The organism is Streptomyces sp. SDr-06 (genome assembly GCF_003324565.1).
Taxonomy (GTDB): domain Bacteria; phylum Actinomycetota; class Actinomycetes; order Streptomycetales; family Streptomycetaceae; genus Streptomyces.
In genome coordinates, this window is sequence record NZ_QOLA01000005.1 from 318,383 (window position 1) to 338,493 (window position 20,111).

Below are 20,111 nucleotides of genomic sequence, written 5' to 3' on the forward strand. Positions count from 1 at the left end.
GGGTCCGGGGGCGGAGCCCCCGGGAACGGCACCCGGAGACGCAGAACGGCCGCGGCACCCCCGCCAGGGGGCACCGCGGCCGCAACCCGCACCGGGCGCGAACTACGCCGCTTCGCGGCGCAACGCGTCCATCGCCTTCTTGGTGACCTCGTCGACCTTCCCGAGGGCGGAGATGGTGATGACCAGCCCCTGCGCACGGTAGTAGTCGATGATCGGCTCGGTCTCGCTGTGGTAGACCTCGAGCCGCTTGCGCACGGTGTCCTCGGTGTCGTCACCGCGCTGGTACAGCTCACCGCCGCACTTGTCGCAGACGCCGTCCTGCTGCGGGGCGTTGTACGCCACGTGGAAGACGTGCGAGCTGTCGTTGCGGCAGATGCGCCGACCGGCGATGCGCTTGACGACCTCGTCCTCGGGGACTTCCAGGTCGAGCACGGCGTCCAGCTTCACACCGTCGGCCTTGAGCACCTCGTCCAGCGCCTCGGCCTGCACCACATTGCGCGGGAAGCCGTCGAGCAGGAAGCCGTTCTCGGCGTCCGGCGCTTCCATGCGGTCCTTGGCCATCCCGATGGTGACCTCGTCCGGCACCAGGTTGCCGGCGTCCATGTACGCCTTGGCCTGCTTGCCGAGGTCCGTGCCCTGGCTGATGTTGGCACGGAAGAGGTCGCCCGTGGAGATGTGCGGGATCGCCAGGTTCTGGGCAAGGAACGCGGCCTGCGTTCCCTTGCCTGCACCGGGCGGTCCGACGAGGACGATTCGCATCAGCGGAGGAACCCTTCGTAATTGCGCTGCTGAAGCTGGCTCTCGATCTGCTTAACGGTTTCCAGACCCACACCCACGATGATGAGGATGCTCGTCCCGCCGAGCGGGAAGCTCTGGACGCCGCCGAAGATGATCAACGCCATTGTCGGAACGAGCGCGATCAGCCCCAGATACAGCGACCCCGGCCAGGTGATCCGGTTGAGTACGTAGCTCAGGTACTCAGCGGTCGGTCGGCCAGCCCGGATGCCCGGGATGAAGCCACCATACTTCTTCATGTTGTCGGCGACTTCCTCGGGGTTGAACGAGATCGCCACGTAGAAGAAGGCGAAGAACACGATCAGGAGGAAGTAGCTGACGATGTAGTAAGGATGGTCGCCCTTGGTCAAGTTGTCCTTGATCCAGGTCGCCCAGCCCGCCTTGGAGTTCGAGAACTGGACGATCAGCGCCGGAATGTAGAGCAGCGACGAGGCGAAGATGACCGGGATCACACCGGCCTGGTTGACCTTCAGCGGGATGTAGGTCGAGGTGCCGCCGTACGAACGGCGGCCGATCATGCGCTTCGCGTACTGCACCGGGATGCGCCGCTGGGCCTGCTCGACGAAGACCACGAGCCCAACCATGACGAGACCGACCAGGACCACGGTGCCGAACTCGATCCAGCCACCGGCGAGGTGGCCCTGCTTCTTGATGGCCCACAGGGAGCCCGGGAAGCTGGAGGCGATCGAGATGAACATCAGGATGGACATGCCGTTGCCGATGCCGCGGTCGGTGATGATCTCACCGAGCCACATGACACAGGCGGTACCGGCGGTCATCGTGATGACCATGGTGATGGTAGTGAAGATCGAGCGGTTCGGGATGATCTCGGTGGCGACCTGGCAGCCGTTGAAGAGCGCGCCGTTGCGGGCGGTGGCGACGAGGCCGGTGCCCTGCAGGATGGCCAGCGCGACGGTCAGGTAACGCGTGTACTGCGTGATCTTCGCCGTACCCGCCTGCCCCTCCTTCTTGAGGGCTTCCAGGCGTGGGATCACCACGGTCAGCAGCTGCAGGATGATGCTCGCCGTGATGTACGGCATGATGCCGAGCGCGAAGATCGTGATCTGCAGCAGCGCACCGCCGCTGAACATGTTCACCAAGCTGAACAGACCGCTGTTCTGCTGAGCCTGGTCCACACAGATCTGGACGTTCTTGTAGCTCACCCCAGGCATCGGCACATGCGTACCGAGCCGGTAGATCACGATGATGCCGAGTGTGAAGAGCAGCTTCTTGCGCAGGTCAGGCGTCTTGAACGCCTGGGCGAACGCGGTGAGCACGGTGCCTCCTGCGACCCCCGCGCAAGTGCGTCAGGGTGACGGTCTTGAGGTTCGACGAATAAGGACGGAAGTCTTGATCTGCCAAAAAACCGTGCCGGAGCCGTCCAGGCACACAGCACGGAACTTAGACAGTGCACGCCACCTTACCGGCGACCGTGCCCCCCTAGGAACGACCAACCGGGGATGCCCCATTTGAGAGGCATCCCCGGTCGGATGTTCAAGCCATCAAGCTGTCTCAGACGAGCTCGGTGACGGTGCCGCCGGCGGCGGCAATCTTCTCCTTGGCGGAGCCGGAGACGGCGTCAACCGTCACCTGCAGCGCCACGGAGATCTCGCCCTGGCCCAGGACCTTGACGAGGCTGTTCTTGCGCACCGCGCCCTTGGCGACCAGGTCGGCCACCGTGACCTCTCCACCCTCGGGGTAGAGAGCGCCGAGCTTGTCCAGGTTGACCACCTGGTACTCGGTGCGGAACGGGTTCTTGAAGCCCTTGAGCTTCGGGAGACGCATGTGAAGGGGCATCTGGCCACCCTCGAAGCGCTCCGGCACCTGGTAACGAGCCTTGGTGCCCTTGGTACCACGACCTGCGGTCTTACCCTTGGACGCCTCACCACGACCCACACGGGTCTTGGCGGTCTTGGCACCCGGGGCGGGCCGGAGGTTGTGGACCTTCAGCGGGTTCTGCTCCGCCATGTCAGTCGACCTCCTCAACCGTCACGAGGTGGCGGACGGTGTGCACCATGCCGCGGAACTCGGGACGGTCCTCCTTGACAACCACGTCGTTCAGGCGCTTGAGCCCGAGCGAACGCAGGGTGTCGCGGTGGTTCTGCTTGCTGCCGATGTACGACTTCGTCTGCGTGATCTTGAGACGGGCCATTACGCACCCGCTCCCGCACGCGCACGAAGCAGAGCCGCGGGGGCGACGTCCTCGAGGGGCAGACCACGGCGCGCCGCGATCTCCTCGGGACGCTGCAGGCCACGGAGGGCCTCCACGGTCGCGTGCACGATGTTGATCGCGTTGTCGGAGCCGAGCGACTTCGACAGGATGTCGTGAACGCCGGCGCACTCGAGCACCGCGCGCACCGGGCCACCGGCGATAACACCGGTACCGGGGGAAGCAGGCTTCAGCAGGACAACGCCGGCCGCCTTCTCGCCCTGGATCGGGTGCGGGATGGTGCCCTGGATGCGCGGGACCTTGAAGAAGTGCTTCTTGGCCTCTTCGACACCCTTGGCGATGGCCGCGGGAACTTCCTTGGCCTTGCCGTAACCGACACCTACGGTGCCGTCACCGTCGCCCACCACGACCAGCGCGGTGAAGCTGAAGCGGCGACCACCCTTGACAACCTTGGCAACGCGGTTGATCGCGACAACGCGCTCAACGTAAGCGGTCTTCTCGGCGGCAGCGCCACCGTCGCGACCCTTCCGGTCCCGCCGCTCGCCGCCACCGGCACCGCTTCCGCGGCGCTGGGGTCCAGCCATTGGATTTACCTCTCTCTGTTACGTCCGTTAGTCCCGGAACCGGGGCTTAGAACTTCAGCCCGGCTTCGCGGGCGGCGTCAGCCAGAGCGGCAATGCGCCCGGCGTACCTGTTGCCACCACGGTCGAACACGACGGCCTCGACGCCGGCGGCCTTGGCGCGCTCAGCGACCAGGGCACCGACCTGCTTGGCCTGCGCGGACTTGTCGCCCTCGCCACCGCGGATCGAAGCGTCCAGGTTCGACGCCGACGCCAGGGTGTGACCCTTGAGGTCGTCGATGACCTGAGCGGTGATACCGCGGTTGGAACGCGTCACGACGAGGCGCGGACGCTCCGCCGTACCCGACACGTGCTTGCGGATGCGGACGTGGCGACGTGCCTTGGCGGCACGCTTGTAAGCGTCGCCCTTGGCGATCTTCACACCGTATGCCATGGCTTACTTACCAGCCTTTCCGACCTTGCGGCGGATGACCTCGCCGGCGTACTTGACACCCTTGGCCTTGTACGGGTCGGGCTTCCGCAGCTTGCGGATGTTGGCGGCGACCTCGCCGACCTTCTGCTTGTCGATGCCCTCGACCGAGAACTTCGTGGGCGACTCGACCTTGAAGGTGATGCCTTCGGGGGCCTCTACGGTGATCGGGTGGCTGTAGCCCAGCGCGAACTCCAGGTTGGAGCCCTTCGCCTGGACGCGGTAACCGACACCGCTGATCTCGAGCGCCTTGGTGTATCCCTGGGTCACACCGGTGATCATGTTGGCCACCAGCGTGCGGGACAGGCCGTGCAGGGCCTTGTTCTGACGCTCGTCGTTGGGGCGGGTGACGTTCAGAACGCCGTCCTCACCCTTCACGATCTCGATGGGAGCCGCAACGGCGTGCGTGAGGGAGCCCTTGGGGCCCTTCACGTGAACCGTACGGCCATCGATGGTGACGTCCACACCGGCGGGAACCTGGATGGGGAGCTTGCCGATTCGCGACATTAGCTTTTCCTCCGTTCCCGACTACCAGACGTAGGCGAGGACTTCCCCACCTACGCCCTTCTTGCCTGCCTGCTGACCGGTGAGCAGACCGTGCGACGTGGAGATGATCGCCACGCCCAGGCCGCCGAGCACCTTCGGCAGGTTGGTGGACTTCGCGTACACACGCAGACCGGGCTTCGAGATCCGCTTGATGCCCGCGATGGAGCGCTCACGGTTCGGCCCGAACTTCAGCTCGAGGACGAGGTTCTTGCCGACCTCGGCGTCCTCGACCTTCCAGCCGGTGATGAAGCCCTCCTGCTGGAGGATCTCCGCGATGTGCGACTTGATCTTGCTGTGCGGCATCACGACGGTGTCGTGGTACGCCGAGTTTGCGTTGCGCAGACGAGTGAGCATGTCTGCGATCGGGTCAGTCATGGTCATGAATCGGCCTTCGGCCTCTCTCGCCGCGGTTTCCTGTATGCGCCATCCCTCTCCCCACTCAGTGGCGGGACGGGTGCGGTGCGGGGACCTACGGCGTAGTAAGTCGTTATGGGCGGCGGACGCCCAACCCCACAAGCCTACGGCATGTGAGGGAGGGCATCCGCCGACCAGATACTTACCGAGAGCGTCCGGAAATTCCCAAGTCCCTGAGGACAGAGGGGAATTACCAGGAGCTCTTGGTCACGCCCGGCAGCTCGCCACGGTGAGCCATCTCACGGAGGCACACGCGGCACAGGCCGAACTTGCGGTACACGGAGTGGGGGCGACCGCAACGCTGGCAGCGGGTGTACGCACGCACACCGAACTTGGGCTTGCGGGCAGCCTTCGCGATGAGAGCCTTCTTCGCCATCTCGCTTACGCCTCCTTGAAGGGGAAGCCGAGGTGACGAAGGAGCGCGCGGCCCTCGTCGTCGTTGGTCGCCGTGGTGACCACGGTGATGTCCATACCCCGGGTACGGTCGATCTTGTCCTGGTCGATCTCGTGGAACATGACCTGCTCGGTGAGACCGAAGGTGTAGTTGCCACGGCCGTCGAACTGCTTCGGCGACAGACCACGGAAGTCACGGATACGCGGCAGCGCGAGCGACAGCGTACGGTCCAGGAACTCCCACATGCGGTCACCACGGAGGGTGACGTGGCAGCCGATCGGCTGACCCTCACGCAGCTTGAACTGCGCGATGGACTTGCGGGCCTTGGTGACGGCCGGCTTCTGGCCGGTGATCGTGGTGAGGTCGCGAACCGCGCCATCCATCAACTTGGAGTCGCGGGCGGCGTCGCCCACACCCATGTTGACCACGATCTTCACGAGGCCGGGAACCTGCATGACGTTCTCGTACGAGAACTCCTCACGCAGCTTGCCCGCGATCTCCTCGCGGTACTTCGTCTTGAGACGCGGAGTGGTGGTGGTAGCCATCAGATGTCCTCACCCGTCCGCTTGGCAACGCGGATCTTGTTGCCCTCGTCGTCGAAGCGGAAACCGACGCGGGTAACGACCTTGTTGCCGTCCTTCTCCACGACGAGCTGAACGTTGCTCACGTGGATCGGGGCCTCGGTCGTCACAATGCCACCGGTCTGCGAACCGCGAGCGGTCTGGCCGGCCTTGGTGTGCTTCTTGACCCGGTTGACACCCTCGACCAGGACGCGGTCCTCGCGGGGGAAGGCCGCGATGACCTTGCCCTGCTTGCCCTTGTCCTTACCGGTGATGACCTGAACCAGGTCGCCCTTCTTGATCTTCATGCTTACAGCACCTCCGGCGCGAGCGAGATGATCTTCATGAACTTCTTCTCGCGCAGCTCCCGGCCCACCGGGCCGAAGATGCGGGTGCCGCGGGGGTCGCCATCGTTCTTGAGGATGACGGCCGCGTTCTCGTCGAAGCGGATGTACGAGCCGTCCTGACGACGACGCTCCTTGACGGTGCGCACGACGACAGCCTTGACGACGTCGCCCTTCTTCACGTTGCCACCGGGGATCGCGTCCTTGACGGTGGCGACGATGACGTCACCGATACCCGCGTAGCGGCGACCGGAGCCACCGAGCACACGGATGCAAAGGATTTCCTTCGCACCAGTGTTGTCGGCGACGCGCAGTCGCGACTCCTGCTGGATCACGTCTATCTCCTGATCGTCTGCCGGTTCCCGGCGGGGACCACGGTCCTCTTACGAGGTGCGGCCCCCACCGAGCCTGGCGGAACCACTCTGAGGGAAACCCCCCAGAGAATTACTTACTTGGCCTTCTCGAGGATCTCGACGATGCGCCAGCGCTTGCTCGCCGACAGCGGACGCGTCTCCATGATGAGGACGCGGTCGCCGACACCGGCAGCGTTCTGCTCGTCGTGCGCCTTGAGCTTGTTCGTACGGCGGATGACCTTGCCGTACAGCGCGTGCTTCACACGGTCCTCGACAGCGACGACGACGGTCTTGTCCATCTTGTCGCTGACGACCAGACCCTCACGGGTCTTGCGGAATCCGCGCTGCTCAGTCGTCTCAGTCACATTCTTCTCGCTCATCAGACGCTCTCCACCGTCTCGATGCCCAGCTCGCGCTCGCGCATCAGGGTGTAGATCCGGGCGATGTCCTTACGGACGGACTTGAGCCGACCGTGGTTCTCGAGCTGGCCCGTCGCCGCCTGGAAGCGGAGGTTGAACAGCTCTTCCTTGGCTTCGCGGAGCTTGCCGAGAAGCTCCTCGTCACCCAGCTCGCGCAGTTCGGACGCCTTGGTTCCGGCCGACATCACGCCTCACCTGCCTCGCGCCGGACGATGCGGCACTTCATCGGGAGCTTGTGAGCAGCTCGGGTGAGCGCCTCACGAGCAATCTTCTCGTTCGGGTAGGACAGCTCGAACATCACCCGGCCCGGGTGAACGTTCGCGACCCACCACTCCGGAGAACCCTTACCGGAACCCATGCGGGTCTCGGCAGGCTTCTTCGTCAGCGGGCGGTCCGGGTAGATGTTGATCCAGACCTTGCCGCCACGCTTGATGTGGCGGGTCATCGCGATACGAGCCGCCTCGATCTGGCGGTTGGTCACGTACGCCGGCGTGAGGGCCTGAATGCCGTACTCGCCGAACGCAACCGTCGTACCACCCTTGGCCATACCGCGGCGCTTGGGGTGGTGCTGCTTGCGGTGCTTGACCCTACGGGGGATCAGCATTTCGGTCAGGCCTCCGTTCCGGTGCTCTCAGCCGGAGCGGCGGCGGCGGGAGCCTCGGCCTTGGGGGCCTCGGCAGCCGGCGCAGCCTGCTGCGGCTTGCGGCCGCGACCGCCACGCTCGCCGCCACGGCCACCGCGGCCACCGGCCGGACGGTCGTTGGCGCCACCACGGGCCGGGCGGTTACCCGCACGGGCCGCTGCGTTCTCGGCGCGAACCTCGGCGATGTTCTTGACGTCGCCCTTGTAGATCCAGACCTTCACGCCGATGCGGCCGAAGGTCGTCTTGGCCTCGAAGAAGCCGTAGTCGATGTTCGCGCGCAGGGTGTGCAGCGGCACACGGCCTTCGCGGTAGAACTCCGAGCGGGACATCTCGGCGCCGCCGAGACGGCCACCGCACTGGATCTTGATGCCCTTGGCGCCGGCCTTCATGGTGCCCTGCATGCTCTTGCGCATGGCACGACGGAAGGAGACGCGGGAGGAGAGCTGCTCGGCAACGGCCTGGGCAACCAGCTGAGCGTCCATCTCGGGGTTCTTGACCTCGAGGATGTTCAGCTGGACCTGCTTGCCCGTGAGCTTCTCGAGGTCACCGCGGATGCGGTCGGCCTCGGCGCCACGGCGGCCGATGACGATGCCGGGACGCGCGGTGTGGATGTCCACCCGCACGCGGTCACGGGTGCGCTCGATCTCAACCTTCGAGATGCCGGCGCGCTCCATGCCGGACGTCATCATCCGACGGATGGCGACGTCTTCCTTGACGTAGTCCTTGTACAGCTTGTCGGCGTACCAGCGGGACTTGAAGTCCGTGGTGATACCGAGCCGGAACCCATGCGGGTTAACCTTCTGGCCCATTACCGGGTTCCTTCCTTGCTGCTGACGACCACGGTGATGTGGCTGGTCCGCTTACGGATCCGGTAGGCACGGCCCTGAGCACGCGGACGGAACCGCTTCAGGGTCGGACCCTCGTCCACAAACGCCTCGCTGATGAACAGCGAAGAGGCGTCCGTGTGGTCGTAGTTGTGCGCGGCGTTGGCAATGGCGCTGTCCAGCACCTTGCCGACCGGCACGCTCGCGGCCTGCGGGGCGAAACGCAGGACCGCCTGAGCCTCCGTGGCATCCATGCCACGGATAAGGTCCACCACTCGGCGGGCCTTCATGGGCGTAACGCGGATGTACCGCGCCTGGGCCCTGGCTTCCATGGTTGTCCTTCCAGTGTCTGTCATGGTCATTCCACCCCGCGTTAGCGGCGCTTCGACTTCCGGTCGTCCTTGACGTGGCCGCGGAAGGTGCGAGTCGGCGAGAACTCACCGAGCTTGTGGCCGACCATCGACTCGGAGACAAACACCGGGACGTGGGTCTTGCCGTTGTGCACCGCGATCGTGTGGCCGAGCATGGCCGGGATGATCATCGAGCGACGGGACCAGGTCTTGATGACGTTCTTGGTACCAGCTTCGTTCTGAGCGTCCACCTTCTTGATGAGGTGTCCGTCGACGAAGGGTCCCTTCTTGAGACTGCGCGGCATCTAAACCCGCTCCTAGCGCTTCTTGTTCGTCTTGCGGCGGCGGACGATGTACTTGCTCGATGCCTTCTTCGGCGAGCGAGTACGACCCTCCTTCTGACCCCACGGGGAGACCGGGTGGCGACCACCACTGGTCTTGCCCTCACCACCACCGTGCGGGTGGTCAACCGGGTTCATCGCGACACCGCGGACGGTCGGGCGGACGCCCTTCCAGCGCATGCGGCCGGCCTTGCCCCAGTTGATGTTCGACTGCTCGGCGTTGCCGACCTCGCCGATGGTGGCGCGGCAGCGGGCGTCGACCAGGCGAATTTCGCCGGACGGCATACGAAGGTGGGCCATCGTGCCCTCCTTCGCCAGCAGCTGCACCGAAGCACCCGCGGAGCGGGCGAACTTCGCACCGCCGCCGGGACGCAGCTCGATGGCGTGGATGGTCGTACCGACCGGGATGTTGCGCAGCGCCAGGTTGTTGCCCGGCTTGATGTCGGCCCCGGGGCCGTTCTCAACGCGGTCACCCTGGCTCAGGCCACGGGGCGCGATGATGTAGCGCTTCTCGCCGTCTGCGTAGTGCAGGAGCGCGATGCGCGCGGTGCGGTTCGGGTCGTACTCGATGTGAGCGACCTTGGCCGGCACGCCGTCCTTGTCGTGACGACGGAAGTCGATCACGCGGTAGGCGCGCTTGTGGCCACCGCCCTGGTGTCGGACGGTCACACGACCGGTGTTGTTACGGCCGCCCTTGCTGTGCAGGGGGCGGACCAGCGACTTCTCCGGCGTGGACCGCGTGATCTCGACGAAGTCGGCGACGCTGGAGCCACGACGGCCCGGAGTCGTCGGCTTGTACTTGCGGATACCCATTTCTCAGTCCTCGTCCGATATTCGGACCAGGGCGCTCCGTTAGGAGGCCTGGCCGAAGATGTCGATACGGTCGCCCTCAGCAAGGGTCACGATGGCGCGCTTGGTGTCGGCACGCTTGCCGAAACCGGTCTTCGTGCGCTTGCGCTTGCCCTGGCGGTTGATCGTGTTGACCCCGGTGACCTTGACCGAGAAGACCGCTTCCACGGCCTGCTTGATCTGGGTCTTGTTGGAGCCCGGCTTGACGATGAACGTGTACTTGTTCTCGTCGAGCAGCGCGTAGCTCTTCTCGGACACAACCGGCTTGACGAGAATGTCGCGCGGGTCCGTGAAGGTCTTGCTGGTGATCTCGGCCATCAGGCTTCGCTCCCCTCGTTGTCATCGGCCTTGGGGCCAGACACGAAGGACTCGAGAGCGGCCTGGGTGAAGACCACGTCGTCGGAGACGAGCACGTCGTACGTGTTCAGCTGGCCCGGCTCCAGGATGTGGACCTGGGGCAGGTTGCGGGCGGACAGCCACGCGGCCTCGTCGGCGCGGTCGACGACCAGGAGCAGGTTCTTGCGCTCCGAGATCTTGCCGAACAGCGTCTTGGCGGCCTTGGTGGAAGCCGTTCCCTCGACCACGCCGGTGACGACGTGGATGCGGGAGTGGCGCGCCCGGTCGGAGAGGGCACCGCGCAGAGCGGCGACCTTCATCTTCTTCGGGGTGCGCTGCGAGTAGTCACGCGGCACGGGGCCGTGGACGACGCCACCGCCGGCGAACTGCGGCGCACGGGTCGAACCCTGACGCGCGCGGCCGGTGCCCTTCTGGCGGTAAGGCTTCTTGCCACCACCGCGGACTTCGCCACGGGTCTTGGTCTTGTGCGTGCCCTGGCGGGCAGCGGCCAGCTGAGCGACGACGACCTGGTGGATCAGCGGAACGCTGGTCTTCGCGTCGAAGATCTCCGCGGGGAGCTCGACGGTCCCGGCCTTGTCGCCTGCCGGCGAAAGGATGTCAATGGTGCTCATCGTTACCTCAGGCCCCCTTGGCCGCGGTACGGACCAGGACGAGGCCGCCGTTCGGACCGGGGACCGCGCCCTTGATGAGCAGCAGACCCTTCTCCGCGTCAACAGCGTGGACGGTCAGGTTCTGGGTGGTCACGCGCTCGTTGCCCATGCGGCCCGCCATGCGGAGGCCCTTGAACACACGGCCAGGGGTGGCGCAGCCACCGATGGAACCGGGCGAGCGGTGCTTGCGCTGGGTACCGTGACCGGCGCCCAGGCCCTTGAAGTTGTGACGCTTCATGACACCGGCGAAGCCCTTGCCCTTGCTCTTGCCCGTGACGTCGACCTTGACGCCGGACTCGAACACCTCGGCAGTGATCTCCTGGCCCAGCGTGTACTCGCTGGCGTCAGGGGTGCGGAGCTCCACCAGGTGGCGGCGCGGGGTCACGTCGGCCTTGGCGAAGTGACCCTTGAGGGGCTTGTTCACCTTGCGCGGGTCGATCTCGCCGAAGGCGATCTGGACCGACTCGTAGCCGTCGACGTCGTTGGTGCGAACCTGCGTCACGACGCACGGCCCGGCCTTGACGACGGTGACCGGGACGACGCGGTTGTTCTCGTCCCAGACCTGGGTCATGCCGAGCTTCTCGCCCAGGACGCCCTTGATGTTCTTGCTCATCTCGGCCCGTCCCTTCAGAGCTTGATCTCGATGTCGACGCCGGCCGGCAGGTCGAGACGCATCAGCGAGTCAACCGTCTTCGGCGTGGGGTCGAGGATGTCGATGAGGCGCTTGTGCGTGCGCATCTCGAAGTGCTCGCGAGAGTCCTTGTACTTGTGCGGCGACTTGATGACGCAGTACACGTTCTTCTCAGTGGGCAGCGGCACCGGGCCCGCGACCGACGCACCAGTGCGGGTCACCGTCTCGACGATCTTCTTCGCCGAGGAGTCGATGACCTCGTGGTCGTAGGCCTTGAGCCGGATGCGGATCTTCTGTCCCGCCATGGCTACCTAGTAGTCCTTTGTCTCGTAACGCTCTGGAACCCGGGGGCTCTACCGACTCCCACCTCCGACCCACGCGGTCGGGCGTGTCGCACTCCCTCTACGCAGAAATCCCATACGGGATTTCCCAACCAAGGGGATGCGGGCCACAGGACCTCGCAGACGGGGGCAGAACACCCACCGGACGCCTGGCCGGAGCCCCGCTGACACTTCCCGGAAGATTCCCGTACGTCCGCCCCTGATCAGGGACGACGAGTACTGTGGGACTCGCTTCCGGTCCTCCCGGCGGGAGGCGCGCAGCATCGGCACTCAACCGAGCAACCCCGACAGTCTGCCATACGGGGCCATTGCCTGGCCAATCGCAGCCGGGAAGCGTACCCCACGTCACACGCGCTCACGCATCCGGCTCGCTGAACCCCGGCCCGGCCTGCCCCACTGGTGATCACCCTTCGCCGGGGCGAGGGGGCGGTCGCCGCCCCCACCGCCTACGTCAGCTGATGACCGCCCGCACATCCGCCGAGGGGATCCGCACCGAAACCCGGCTGCCGGGGTTCAGCTTGAGGGCGACGTCGGAAGGCAGGGATGCGAGGAGCTGGGCGCAGGTGACGGCCTGGAGTTGCGGGGCCGCGTTCGGGGCGTGCTTCGGGTCGGTCAGCACGGGAACGAAGCGGCCCTCCGCGTCGGCGTAGAGGGCGAGGCCCGGTTCGGCCGTCGGGACCAGGAACACCGTGGCCCCGGCAAGACGACCGACCACGTCCGCGTCCGGCCCGTGCCCCGTGGCCGCCAGCTGCATCGCCGCGTCGACCGCGTCCGTCGGCGCGGGCAGCCCCAGGGCCAGGGGTGACGGCCGGTACTGGGGATTGTGATGGAACGCCCCCGGCTCGCCACCCTCGCCGACCGACCAGGCGCCGATCACCGCATAGGGCGGGACCGCCCCCCTCGGGTCGTACGCCGGATCGATGGAATACAGCCAGCTTCCCGGGGCCCTTTTCGCCTGCGCCCGCAATTCGTCGGTCAGGACGGGTTCCGATGGCCCCCGGCTCCCGGAATTCTCGTCAGCACCGCTCACCGAATCATCCCATTCCCTATACGCAGCGTGATGCACGGCCACGGCGACCACGCCTTCCGGTGCGGCCGCACCAAAGAGCTCAAACACGTCCTCGGGCGACTCCTTGGCGCCGGGGACGATCATCCTGGGCGGCGTCGCGGCGCCCCTACGGCGCCGCTCCCCCGCCGCACCGCATCGCACCCCCCGCGACCCGGTGCACCGCGACCCGGTGGGCCGGGACGCGGGTGGCCGGGGTGCGGTGGGCCGCGACATCAAAGGCTTTGGAGACCGAAGGGGTGACACCTTTCCAAACCCCTCCAGCCCCCTCACCCGGATGGGTGACATCGGCCAACTCGGGTGGATTTGCGGGCAGTTGGCTGGCATATGCTCGCCGCGGCGGCCCCGGGTGCGGACACCGGCGCGGGGCGGCGACAAAGCCCCTACACGCATCGGCCCCCGGCCGGGACTGGCATCCCGATCGAGGGCCTGACCAACAAGGAAGCGACCCTTCCCCATGGCTGCTCAGCACCTTAGCGCGCACTCGCGCACCTCGTCCCCCGTTCTCGACGACGCCCCCCGGTCCGGTGTCGTCCACGCCAACACCCGGCACACCAGCCGGTACACCGTCATCGGCAACCACCTCGCCCAGCACCGGGAACTCTCCCTGCTGGCGATCGGCCTCGCCGTCCACATCCAGTCGCTCCCCGCCGGAACCCGCATCGGCATCAAGGCCCTCGCGGAACGGTTCCCCGAGAGCGAGGCCCGCATCGCCGCCGCGCTGCGGGAGTTGGAGGCGCACGGCTACCTGCGGCGCAGCCGGGAGCGGCTGCCCAGCGGCCGGGTCGTCACCCGTACCGTGTCCTGCAACCAGCCCGGCGCGAGCCACCCCGCTCCCCCAACAGCCCACCGCAGAAAGCCAGTTCAACCTTCGGCGCCGCCACCCGAACCACCCTCCACGGAGCCCCCGGCCCAGCCGACGCCCGAGCCGGACACGGCCCCTCACCCAGCAGCGGCGGAGCTCCTCGCCCGGCTGCGCCGCGACGACCCCCGGCTGCTGCTCGCCGAGCGGGACATACGCCGTCTCGCCCCGGCCGTCACCGCCTGGCTGGACCGAGGGGCCGACCCCGACGCCGTACGCCGCACCCTGTGCGCGAACCTCCCGGACTCCCTGCGCCACCCGGCATCCCTGCTCGCCCACCGCCTCGCCGTGCTGCTGCCCCCGCCCTTGCCTCCGGCCCCGGCCCGCCCGGACCCCCTCCAGACCTGCGAGACCTGCGACCGGGCCTTCCGCGCCCCCGAGCCAGGCCACTGCCCCGGCTGCCGAACGTGAGACATCCGCCGCCGCCCCCCGCCGGCGCCCTGGATACCATCGCCCCTGACCCCCCAGGCATCCGGCGGACGGAACGTACGTGTACGACGTAAGCGGTCGCGCGCAGCGCGGTGGCGCAGGCAGGTTCAGTCGGCGGGCGGTTCTCGGTGGGGCGGCCGCCGTCGGGATCGCTGCCGGGATGACGGGGTGCTCCGTGCCCGCGAGCGGGCGGGCCGCGAAGAGCCGTCCGGACGCGCCGCTCGCCCCGGCGCGCAGGCCCCTGCTCCTCCAGATCCTCGCCCACCCCGACGACGACCTGTACTTCATGAACCCGGACACCCAGCACACCCTGGACTCCGGGGTGCCGCTGGTCAGCGTGTACGTCACCGGCGGGGAGGCCAACGGGGACAACCGGGTGGTCAGTGACACCTCGCCGCCCGTGTACGACAAGGCCGCCTACTCCTCCGCCCGCCACCAGGGCCTGCGGCAGGCGTACGCCACCCTCCTCGGGCTCGACAAGTACACGCCCTGGGAGAAGTCCGTGGCCGAGCTGCGCGGCGGACACCGCGCCGAGGTCAACAGGCTCCAACACCAGGGCCGCAGCGTGGAGTTGGTGTTCCTCAACACCGCCATGCACACTTCGCTCGGGGGGCGGATGGGGCTGCCCAGCTTGTGGGAGGACCGGAGCCTCCAGCTGCCCGTCGTCATCGCCACCGGGTCACCGTTGCGGCAGGCCAAGAGCTACACGTACGACGACATGGTCGACGTGCTGGCCGGGCTGCTCGCCGACTACGCCCCCACCCTCGTACAGACCCTCGACCCCGATCCGGACATCCAGCACAGCTCCCCGGCCGACCGCTCGCACGACTCCGAGCAGCCCGGCTACTCCGACCACGCCGACCACACCGCCGCCGCCTCCTTCGCCTGGGCCGCGATGATCCGGCACGCCGAGCAGGGCAACGCCTTCCTCGCCACCGCCTACCGCGCCTACTACAACCGCCACTGGCCCAAGAACCTCCCCCCGAAGGTGCTCGCCGAGAAGGCCGCGCACCTCGTCCCGTACGGCGGCGACAAGCGGTGGGACTGCGGGAATCCCGGGGGCTGCGGGGACTACAACGTCGGCGGGACGCGGCCGCTCACCAACTGGAAGGGGTGGGTGCGCTCCACCCACTACCGTCACCCCGGCACCCGGCTGCTCGTCTCCGACGACGGCACCCGGGCCTACGGTGTGCTCGGACTGCGCGCGGTGCGGTGGAGCCGGAACCCGGACGACAGCTGGGGCGCGCCGCAGGACCTCGGCGGCTCGCCGCTCGCCCCGGTGCTCGGTGGTACGACCCTGGCCGACGGGCGTCAGCTGCTGTTCGGGCTGCGGTTCTCCTCGCTCCAGGGGCGCTCCGGCGCCAACACCCGGGAGGTCGTGCTCCTCGAACAGGCCGCCCCCGACGGGAAGTTCGGCGCGTGGAAGGGGCTCGGCAACCCCGAGCGGGGCGACGACCGGGGGCGGCGGATCGGGCCGCCGCTGGCCGTGGCGGCGCCGGACGGGCGCGTCCACCTCTTCGTGCGCAACGCGGACCGCGGCATCAGCACCCGGATCCGCGCGGCCGACGGCGCCTGGTCGCCCTGGCGCGATCTCGGCGGGGAGTCGGTGCAGGAGGGACTGAGCGCCGTCGTCGACCGGGGCGGGCGCGTGCACGTCTTCGCGGCGGGCGCCGACACCGTGCACCACTGGACGCAGTCCGCGCCCGACAGGCAGCTCGCCCCCGCCGCCTCCCGGCTGCCGCTCGCCGTCGACGCGGTGGCGCCGGTCCCGCTGGGCGACGGCGTACAGCTGCTGTACCGCACGTCCACCGACCCGAAGAAGGCGCTGCGGGACCCCGGCTCCCCCGCGTCGCCGCGCCTCACCTCCGTACGGCCCGACGGCGGCGCCGCGCCCGCGGTCACGCTCGACGGGTACGGGCCGGTCGGCGCCGCGGGCGGGTACGTGCTGGGCACGGACGAGCAGGGGCTCGTCCAACTGGCGGGCGCGGGGCGGGTGGTGAAGCGGGCGCGGGGTGTCGTGCCCGTCGGGCCGCCCACCCTGTACGTGCGCGACGGCCGGGTCCTCGCCGTGGGGCTCGGGGTGGACGCCCGGCCGTGGTCCTGGCGGCCCTGAGGCCCCATGGCGCGCGGCCCGAAACCTCCGGACCACGCGAAGAGCCCCGCACCTCGAAAGGTGCGGGGCTCTTCTGACAGCTCAGCGAGCTACCAGGTCAATCGTCAGGTACTTACTTGACGATCTTGACGACCTGGCCGGCGCCCACGGTCCGGCCACCCTCACGGATGGCGAACTTCAGGCCCTCCTCCATGGCGACCGGCTGGATCAGCGCGACCGTCATGGCGGTGTTGTCGCCCGGCATGACCATCTCGGTGCCCTCGGGGAGGGTAACGACACCGGTCACGTCAGTCGTACGGAAGTAGAACTGCGGGCGGTAGTTGTTGAAGAACGGCGTGTGACGGCCACCCTCGTCCTTGGACAGGATGTACGCCTGGGCCTCGAACTCGGTGTGCGGGGTGACCGAACCGGGCTTGATGATGACCTGGCCGCGCTCGACGTCCTCGCGCTTGATGCCACGGAGGAGCAGACCGACGTTCTCACCGGCCTGGCCCTCGTCGAGCAGCTTGCGGAACATCTCGATGCCGGTGACCGTGGTGGTGGTCTTCTCGGTCTTGATACCGACGATGTCGACGGTCTCGTTGACCTTGAGGACACCACGCTCGATACGACCGGTGACGACGGTGCCACGACCGGTGATCGTGAAGACGTCCTCGATCGGCATCAGGAACGGCTTGTCGACGTCACGCTCGGGCTGCGGGATCGCCTCGTCGACGGCGGCCATCAGGTTCAGGACCGACTGGCCCCACTCCTTGTCGCCCTCGAGCGCCTTGAGCGCCGAGACCTTGACGACCGGCAGGTCGTCGCCCGGGAACTCGTACTCGGAGAGGAGCTCACGGACCTCGAGCTCGACGAGCTCCAGGATCTCCTCGTCGTCCACCATGTCGGCCTTGTTCAGGGCGACGACGATGTACGGAACGCCGACCTGGCGGGCCAGGAGCACGTGCTCCTTGGTCTGCGGCATCGGGCCGTCGGTGGCGGCAACCACGAGGATCGCGCCGTCCATCTGCGCGGCACCCGTGATCATGTTCTTGATGTAGTCCGCGTGACCGGGGCAGTCGACGTGGGCGTAGTGACGCGACTCGGTCTGGTACTCGACGTGCGCGATCGAGATCGTGATACCGCGCTGGCGCTCCTCAGGAGCCTTGTCGATCTGGTCGAAGGCCGAGGCCTCGTTCAGGTCCGGGTACGCGTCGTGCAGCACCTTGGTAATGGCGGCCGTGAGGGTCGTCTTACCGTGGTCAATGTGACCGATGGTGCCGATGTTGACGTGCGGCTTAGTCCGCTCGAACTTCGCCTTCGCCACTGAGTCCTCCTGTGGAGTGGTTCTGTACGCCTTGCTTCATCGGCGCCAGGTGATCTTTGCTGGGATGCCGGGGCCCGGGGCATTCACCGCAAACCTGATGGTTTACGCCGAATGCCCCAGTGGCTCCGGTGACAAGCCTAAAGCGTGAACTCGGAAGAGTTACTCGCCCTTGGCCTTCGCGATGATCTCCTCGGCGACGTTCCGCGGAACCTCGGCGTAGGAGTCGAACTGCATCGAGTAGCTTGCGCGACCCGAGGTCTTGCTGCGGAGGTCGCCGACGTAGCCGAACATCTCCGAGAGGGGCACGAGGCCCTTCACGACGCGGGCGCCGCTGCGCTCCTCCATGGCCTGGATCTGGCCACGGCGGGAGTTGATGTCACCGATGACTTCACCCATGTAGTCCTCGGGCGTGACGACCTCGACGGCCATCATCGGCTCAAGGAGCACGGGAGAAGCCTTGCGCGCGGCCTCCTTGAAGGCCTGCGAACCGGCGATCTTGAACGCGAGCTCGGAGGAGTCGACCTCGTGGTAGCCACCGTCCAGAAGAATGACGCGGACGCCGGTCATCTCGTAGCCGGCCAGGATGCCGAACTGCATGGCCTCCTGCGCACCCGCGTCCACCGACGGGATGTACTCCCGGGGGATGCGGCCACCGGTGACCTTGTTCACGAACTCGTACGACGCCTCGCCGCCCTCGATGGGCTCGATCGCGATCTGCACCTTGGCGAACTGACCGGTACCACCGGTCTGCTTCTTGTGGGTGTAGTCCACGCGCTCGACGATCTTGCGGATCGTCTCGCGGTACGCGACCTGCGGCTTGCCGACGTTCGCCTCGACCTTGAACTCGCGACGCATGCGGTCGACGAGGACGTCGAGGTGAAGCTCGCCCATACCACCGATGATGGTCTGGCCGGTCTCCTCGTCCGAGTGCACCTGGAAGGAGGGGTCCTCCTCCGCGAGACGCTGGATGGCGACACCCAGCTTCTCCTGGTCACCCTTGGACTTGGGCTCGATGGCGACCTGGATCACCGGGGCCGGGAAGTCCATGGACTCCAGGATCACCGGGGACTTGTCGTCGCACAGCGTCTCACCGGTGGTGGTCTGCTTCAGGCCCATGACGGCGACGATGTCACCGGCGCCCACCGACTCGATCTCCTCACGCTTGTTCGCGTGCATGCGGTAGATCTTGCCGATGCGCTCCTTCTTGCCCTTGACGGAGTTCAGCACCGAGGTGCCGGCCTCCAGGCGACCGGAGTAGATCCGGATGAAGGTGAGCTTGCCCAGGTGCGGGTCGCTCGCGATCTTGAACGCCAGCGCCGAGAGGGGCTCCTCGTCGGACGGCTTGCGCTTGACCACGACCTCCGGGTCCTTGACGTCGTGGCCCTCGATGGCCTCGACGTCCAGGGGGGAAGGCAGGTAGCGGACGACGGCGTCGAGCAGGGGCTGAACGCCCTTGTTCTTGAACGCGGTGCCACAGAACACGGGGGTGACGGTGGTGTCGCCGCCCTTGCCGGACGCGATGGTGATGCGACGCACCGCGGCGTACAGCTGCTCCTCGGTGGGCTCGACGCCCTCGAGGAAGAGCTCCATGATCTCTTCGTCGTTCTCGGCGACGGTCTCGACCAGCTTGCCGCGCCACTCTTCAGCGGCCTCGGTGTGCGTGGCCGGGATGTCGACGACGTCGTACATCTCGCCCTTGGTCGCTTCCGCGGACCACACGAGGGCCTTCATGCGGACCAGGTCCACAACGCCCTCGAAGTTGGCCTCGGAACCGATCGGCAGCTGCATCACGATCGGGGTCGCGCCGAGGCGGTCCACGATCATGTCCACGCAGCGGTGGAACTCAGCGCCGGTGCGGTCGAGCTTGTTGACGAAGCAGATACGCGGAACGCCGTAACGGTCGGCCTGACGCCAGACCGTCTCGGACTGCGGCTCCACACCGGCGACACCGTCGAACACGGTGACCGCACCGTCGAGGACGCGGAGCGAACGCTCCACCTCGACCGTGAAGTCCACGTGGCCCGGGGTGTCGATGATGTTGATGGTGTGGTCGACGTCCTCGAGCGGCCAGTGGCAGGTCGTCGCGGCGGACGTGATGGTGATGCCGCGCTCCTGCTCCTGCTCCATCCAGTCCATCGTGGCAGCGCCGTCGTGGACCTCACCGATCTTGTACGAGACACCGGTGTAGAACAGGATCCGCTCGGTGGTGGTCGTCTTGCCCGCGTCGATGTGGGCCATGATCCCGATGTTGCGGACCTTGGCCAGGTCAAGTGAAGTGGTAGCCATATCGGCTCAGTCTTCTCT

The 20,111-nt window shown here is 67.2% G+C and carries 28 protein-coding genes; 2 read left to right on the forward strand and 26 right to left on the reverse strand.

Going from position 1 to position 20,111, the window contains the following annotated elements:
* Positions 1–102: 102 nt before the first annotated feature.
* From DT019_RS14435 to DT019_RS14555, 24 genes are all read right to left on the reverse strand, one after another.
* Positions 103–759 carry an adenylate kinase gene (locus DT019_RS14435; protein ID WP_114037180.1) on the reverse strand — a complete coding sequence of 219 codons (657 nt, stop codon included), beginning with the start codon at positions 757–759 and terminating at the stop codon, positions 103–105.
* Positions 759–2,072, reverse strand: a complete 1,314-nt coding sequence (gene secY / locus DT019_RS14440; RefSeq protein ID WP_114037181.1) for a preprotein translocase subunit SecY — start codon at positions 2,070–2,072, stop codon at positions 759–761. The genes DT019_RS14435 and secY overlap by 1 nt, the downstream gene beginning before the upstream one ends.
* A 235-nt stretch (positions 2,073–2,307) precedes the next feature.
* Positions 2,308–2,763: a 50S ribosomal protein L15 gene (gene rplO / locus DT019_RS14445; protein WP_114037182.1), complete on the reverse strand. Its 456-nt coding sequence runs from the start codon at positions 2,761–2,763 to the stop codon at positions 2,308–2,310.
* A gap of 1 nt (position 2,764) precedes the next feature.
* Positions 2,765–2,947 carry a 50S ribosomal protein L30 gene (rpmD, locus tag DT019_RS14450; RefSeq protein ID WP_005313525.1) on the reverse strand — a complete coding sequence of 61 codons (183 nt, stop codon included), beginning with the start codon at positions 2,945–2,947 and terminating at the stop codon, positions 2,765–2,767.
* Positions 2,947–3,549: a 30S ribosomal protein S5 gene (rpsE, locus tag DT019_RS14455; RefSeq protein ID WP_030742217.1), complete on the reverse strand. Its 603-nt coding sequence runs from the start codon at positions 3,547–3,549 to the stop codon at positions 2,947–2,949. The genes rpmD and rpsE overlap by 1 nt, the downstream gene beginning before the upstream one ends.
* Positions 3,550–3,595: 46 nt before the next feature.
* Complete coding sequence (gene rplR / locus DT019_RS14460; protein WP_114037183.1) at positions 3,596–3,979, reverse strand: 50S ribosomal protein L18; 384 nt, start codon at positions 3,977–3,979, stop codon at positions 3,596–3,598.
* 3 nt (positions 3,980–3,982) lie between these two features.
* Positions 3,983–4,522 (reverse strand): 50S ribosomal protein L6, encoded by a 540-nt coding sequence (rplF, locus tag DT019_RS14465; RefSeq protein ID WP_114037184.1) that lies wholly within the window; start codon positions 4,520–4,522, stop codon positions 3,983–3,985.
* A gap of 21 nt (positions 4,523–4,543) precedes the next feature.
* Positions 4,544–4,942 (reverse strand): 30S ribosomal protein S8, encoded by a 399-nt coding sequence (rpsH, locus tag DT019_RS14470; protein WP_067163170.1) that lies wholly within the window; start codon positions 4,940–4,942, stop codon positions 4,544–4,546.
* A 223-nt stretch (positions 4,943–5,165) separates the two neighbouring features.
* Entirely contained in the window at positions 5,166–5,351 is a 186-nt protein-coding gene (locus DT019_RS14480; RefSeq protein ID WP_003956452.1) for a type Z 30S ribosomal protein S14, read from the reverse strand.
* A gap of 5 nt (positions 5,352–5,356) precedes the next feature.
* Positions 5,357–5,914 carry a 50S ribosomal protein L5 gene (rplE, locus tag DT019_RS14485; protein ID WP_053727613.1) on the reverse strand — a complete coding sequence of 186 codons (558 nt, stop codon included), beginning with the start codon at positions 5,912–5,914 and terminating at the stop codon, positions 5,357–5,359.
* Positions 5,914–6,237, reverse strand: coding sequence for a 50S ribosomal protein L24 (gene rplX / locus DT019_RS14490; protein ID WP_053727612.1), 324 nt, complete (start codon positions 6,235–6,237; stop codon positions 5,914–5,916). The genes rplE and rplX overlap by 1 nt, the downstream gene beginning before the upstream one ends.
* A gap of 2 nt (positions 6,238–6,239) precedes the next feature.
* Positions 6,240–6,608, reverse strand: coding sequence for a 50S ribosomal protein L14 (rplN, locus tag DT019_RS14495; protein WP_053727611.1), 369 nt, complete (start codon positions 6,606–6,608; stop codon positions 6,240–6,242).
* 113 nt (positions 6,609–6,721) lie between these two features.
* Entirely contained in the window at positions 6,722–7,006 is a 285-nt protein-coding gene (gene rpsQ, locus DT019_RS14500; protein ID WP_008739702.1) for a 30S ribosomal protein S17, read from the reverse strand.
* Positions 7,006–7,230: a 50S ribosomal protein L29 gene (gene rpmC / locus DT019_RS14505; RefSeq protein WP_114037275.1), complete on the reverse strand. Its 225-nt coding sequence runs from the start codon at positions 7,228–7,230 to the stop codon at positions 7,006–7,008. Before rpmC ends, rpsQ begins: the two co-directional genes overlap by 1 nt.
* Complete coding sequence (gene rplP, locus DT019_RS14510) at positions 7,230–7,649, reverse strand: 50S ribosomal protein L16 (RefSeq protein WP_053727610.1); 420 nt, start codon at positions 7,647–7,649, stop codon at positions 7,230–7,232. Before rplP ends, rpmC begins: the two co-directional genes overlap by 1 nt.
* Before the next feature lie 5 nt (positions 7,650–7,654).
* Entirely contained in the window at positions 7,655–8,497 is an 843-nt protein-coding gene (gene rpsC, locus DT019_RS14515; protein WP_053727609.1) for a 30S ribosomal protein S3, read from the reverse strand.
* Positions 8,497–8,844, reverse strand: a complete 348-nt coding sequence (gene rplV / locus DT019_RS14520) for a 50S ribosomal protein L22 (protein ID WP_030359020.1) — start codon at positions 8,842–8,844, stop codon at positions 8,497–8,499. Before rplV ends, rpsC begins: the two co-directional genes overlap by 1 nt.
* A gap of 41 nt (positions 8,845–8,885) precedes the next feature.
* A complete protein-coding gene (gene rpsS / locus DT019_RS14525) occupies positions 8,886–9,167 on the reverse strand; it encodes a 30S ribosomal protein S19 (protein ID WP_053727608.1) in 282 nt (93 codons plus the stop codon).
* Positions 9,168–9,179: 12 nt separating this feature from the next.
* Complete coding sequence (gene rplB, locus DT019_RS14530; RefSeq protein ID WP_114037186.1) at positions 9,180–10,016, reverse strand: 50S ribosomal protein L2; 837 nt, start codon at positions 10,014–10,016, stop codon at positions 9,180–9,182.
* A gap of 39 nt (positions 10,017–10,055) precedes the next feature.
* Positions 10,056–10,370, reverse strand: a complete 315-nt coding sequence (gene rplW, locus DT019_RS14535) for a 50S ribosomal protein L23 (protein WP_053727606.1) — start codon at positions 10,368–10,370, stop codon at positions 10,056–10,058.
* Positions 10,370–11,020, reverse strand: a complete 651-nt coding sequence (gene rplD / locus DT019_RS14540) for a 50S ribosomal protein L4 (RefSeq protein WP_114037187.1) — start codon at positions 11,018–11,020, stop codon at positions 10,370–10,372. The genes rplW and rplD overlap by 1 nt, the downstream gene beginning before the upstream one ends.
* A 7-nt stretch (positions 11,021–11,027) precedes the next feature.
* Positions 11,028–11,672, reverse strand: a complete 645-nt coding sequence (gene rplC, locus DT019_RS14545) for a 50S ribosomal protein L3 (protein WP_114037188.1) — start codon at positions 11,670–11,672, stop codon at positions 11,028–11,030.
* Positions 11,673–11,686: 14 nt separating this feature from the next.
* On the reverse strand, positions 11,687–11,995 hold the full coding sequence (gene rpsJ / locus DT019_RS14550; RefSeq protein WP_003948644.1) for a 30S ribosomal protein S10: 309 nt from the start codon (positions 11,993–11,995) through the stop codon (positions 11,687–11,689).
* Between the two features lie 487 nt (positions 11,996–12,482).
* The gene (locus DT019_RS14555) at positions 12,483–13,184 is read right to left on the reverse strand and encodes a type VII secretion system-associated protein (RefSeq protein WP_114037189.1); all 702 of its coding nucleotides are present in this window, start codon (positions 13,182–13,184) and stop codon (positions 12,483–12,485) included.
* A 370-nt stretch (positions 13,185–13,554) separates the two neighbouring features.
* Between DT019_RS14555 and DT019_RS14560 the strand changes: the two genes are divergently transcribed.
* Together DT019_RS14560 and DT019_RS14565 are read left to right on the forward strand one after the other, a co-directional pair.
* A complete protein-coding gene (locus DT019_RS14560) occupies positions 13,555–14,370 on the forward strand; it encodes a helix-turn-helix domain-containing protein (protein WP_114037190.1) in 816 nt (271 codons plus the stop codon).
* A 178-nt stretch (positions 14,371–14,548) separates the two neighbouring features.
* Entirely contained in the window at positions 14,549–16,501 is a 1,953-nt protein-coding gene (locus tag DT019_RS14565; RefSeq protein ID WP_114037191.1) for a PIG-L family deacetylase, read from the forward strand.
* 112 nt (positions 16,502–16,613) lie between these two features.
* Here DT019_RS14565 and tuf read toward each other — a convergent pair whose 3' ends face one another.
* Entirely contained in the window at positions 16,614–17,807 is a 1,194-nt protein-coding gene (tuf, locus tag DT019_RS14570) for an elongation factor Tu (protein ID WP_053731194.1), read from the reverse strand.
* A 159-nt stretch (positions 17,808–17,966) separates the two neighbouring features.
* Positions 17,967–20,093 carry an elongation factor G gene (gene fusA / locus DT019_RS14575; protein ID WP_114037192.1) on the reverse strand — a complete coding sequence of 709 codons (2,127 nt, stop codon included), beginning with the start codon at positions 20,091–20,093 and terminating at the stop codon, positions 17,967–17,969.
* Positions 20,094–20,111 lie beyond the last annotated feature (18 nt).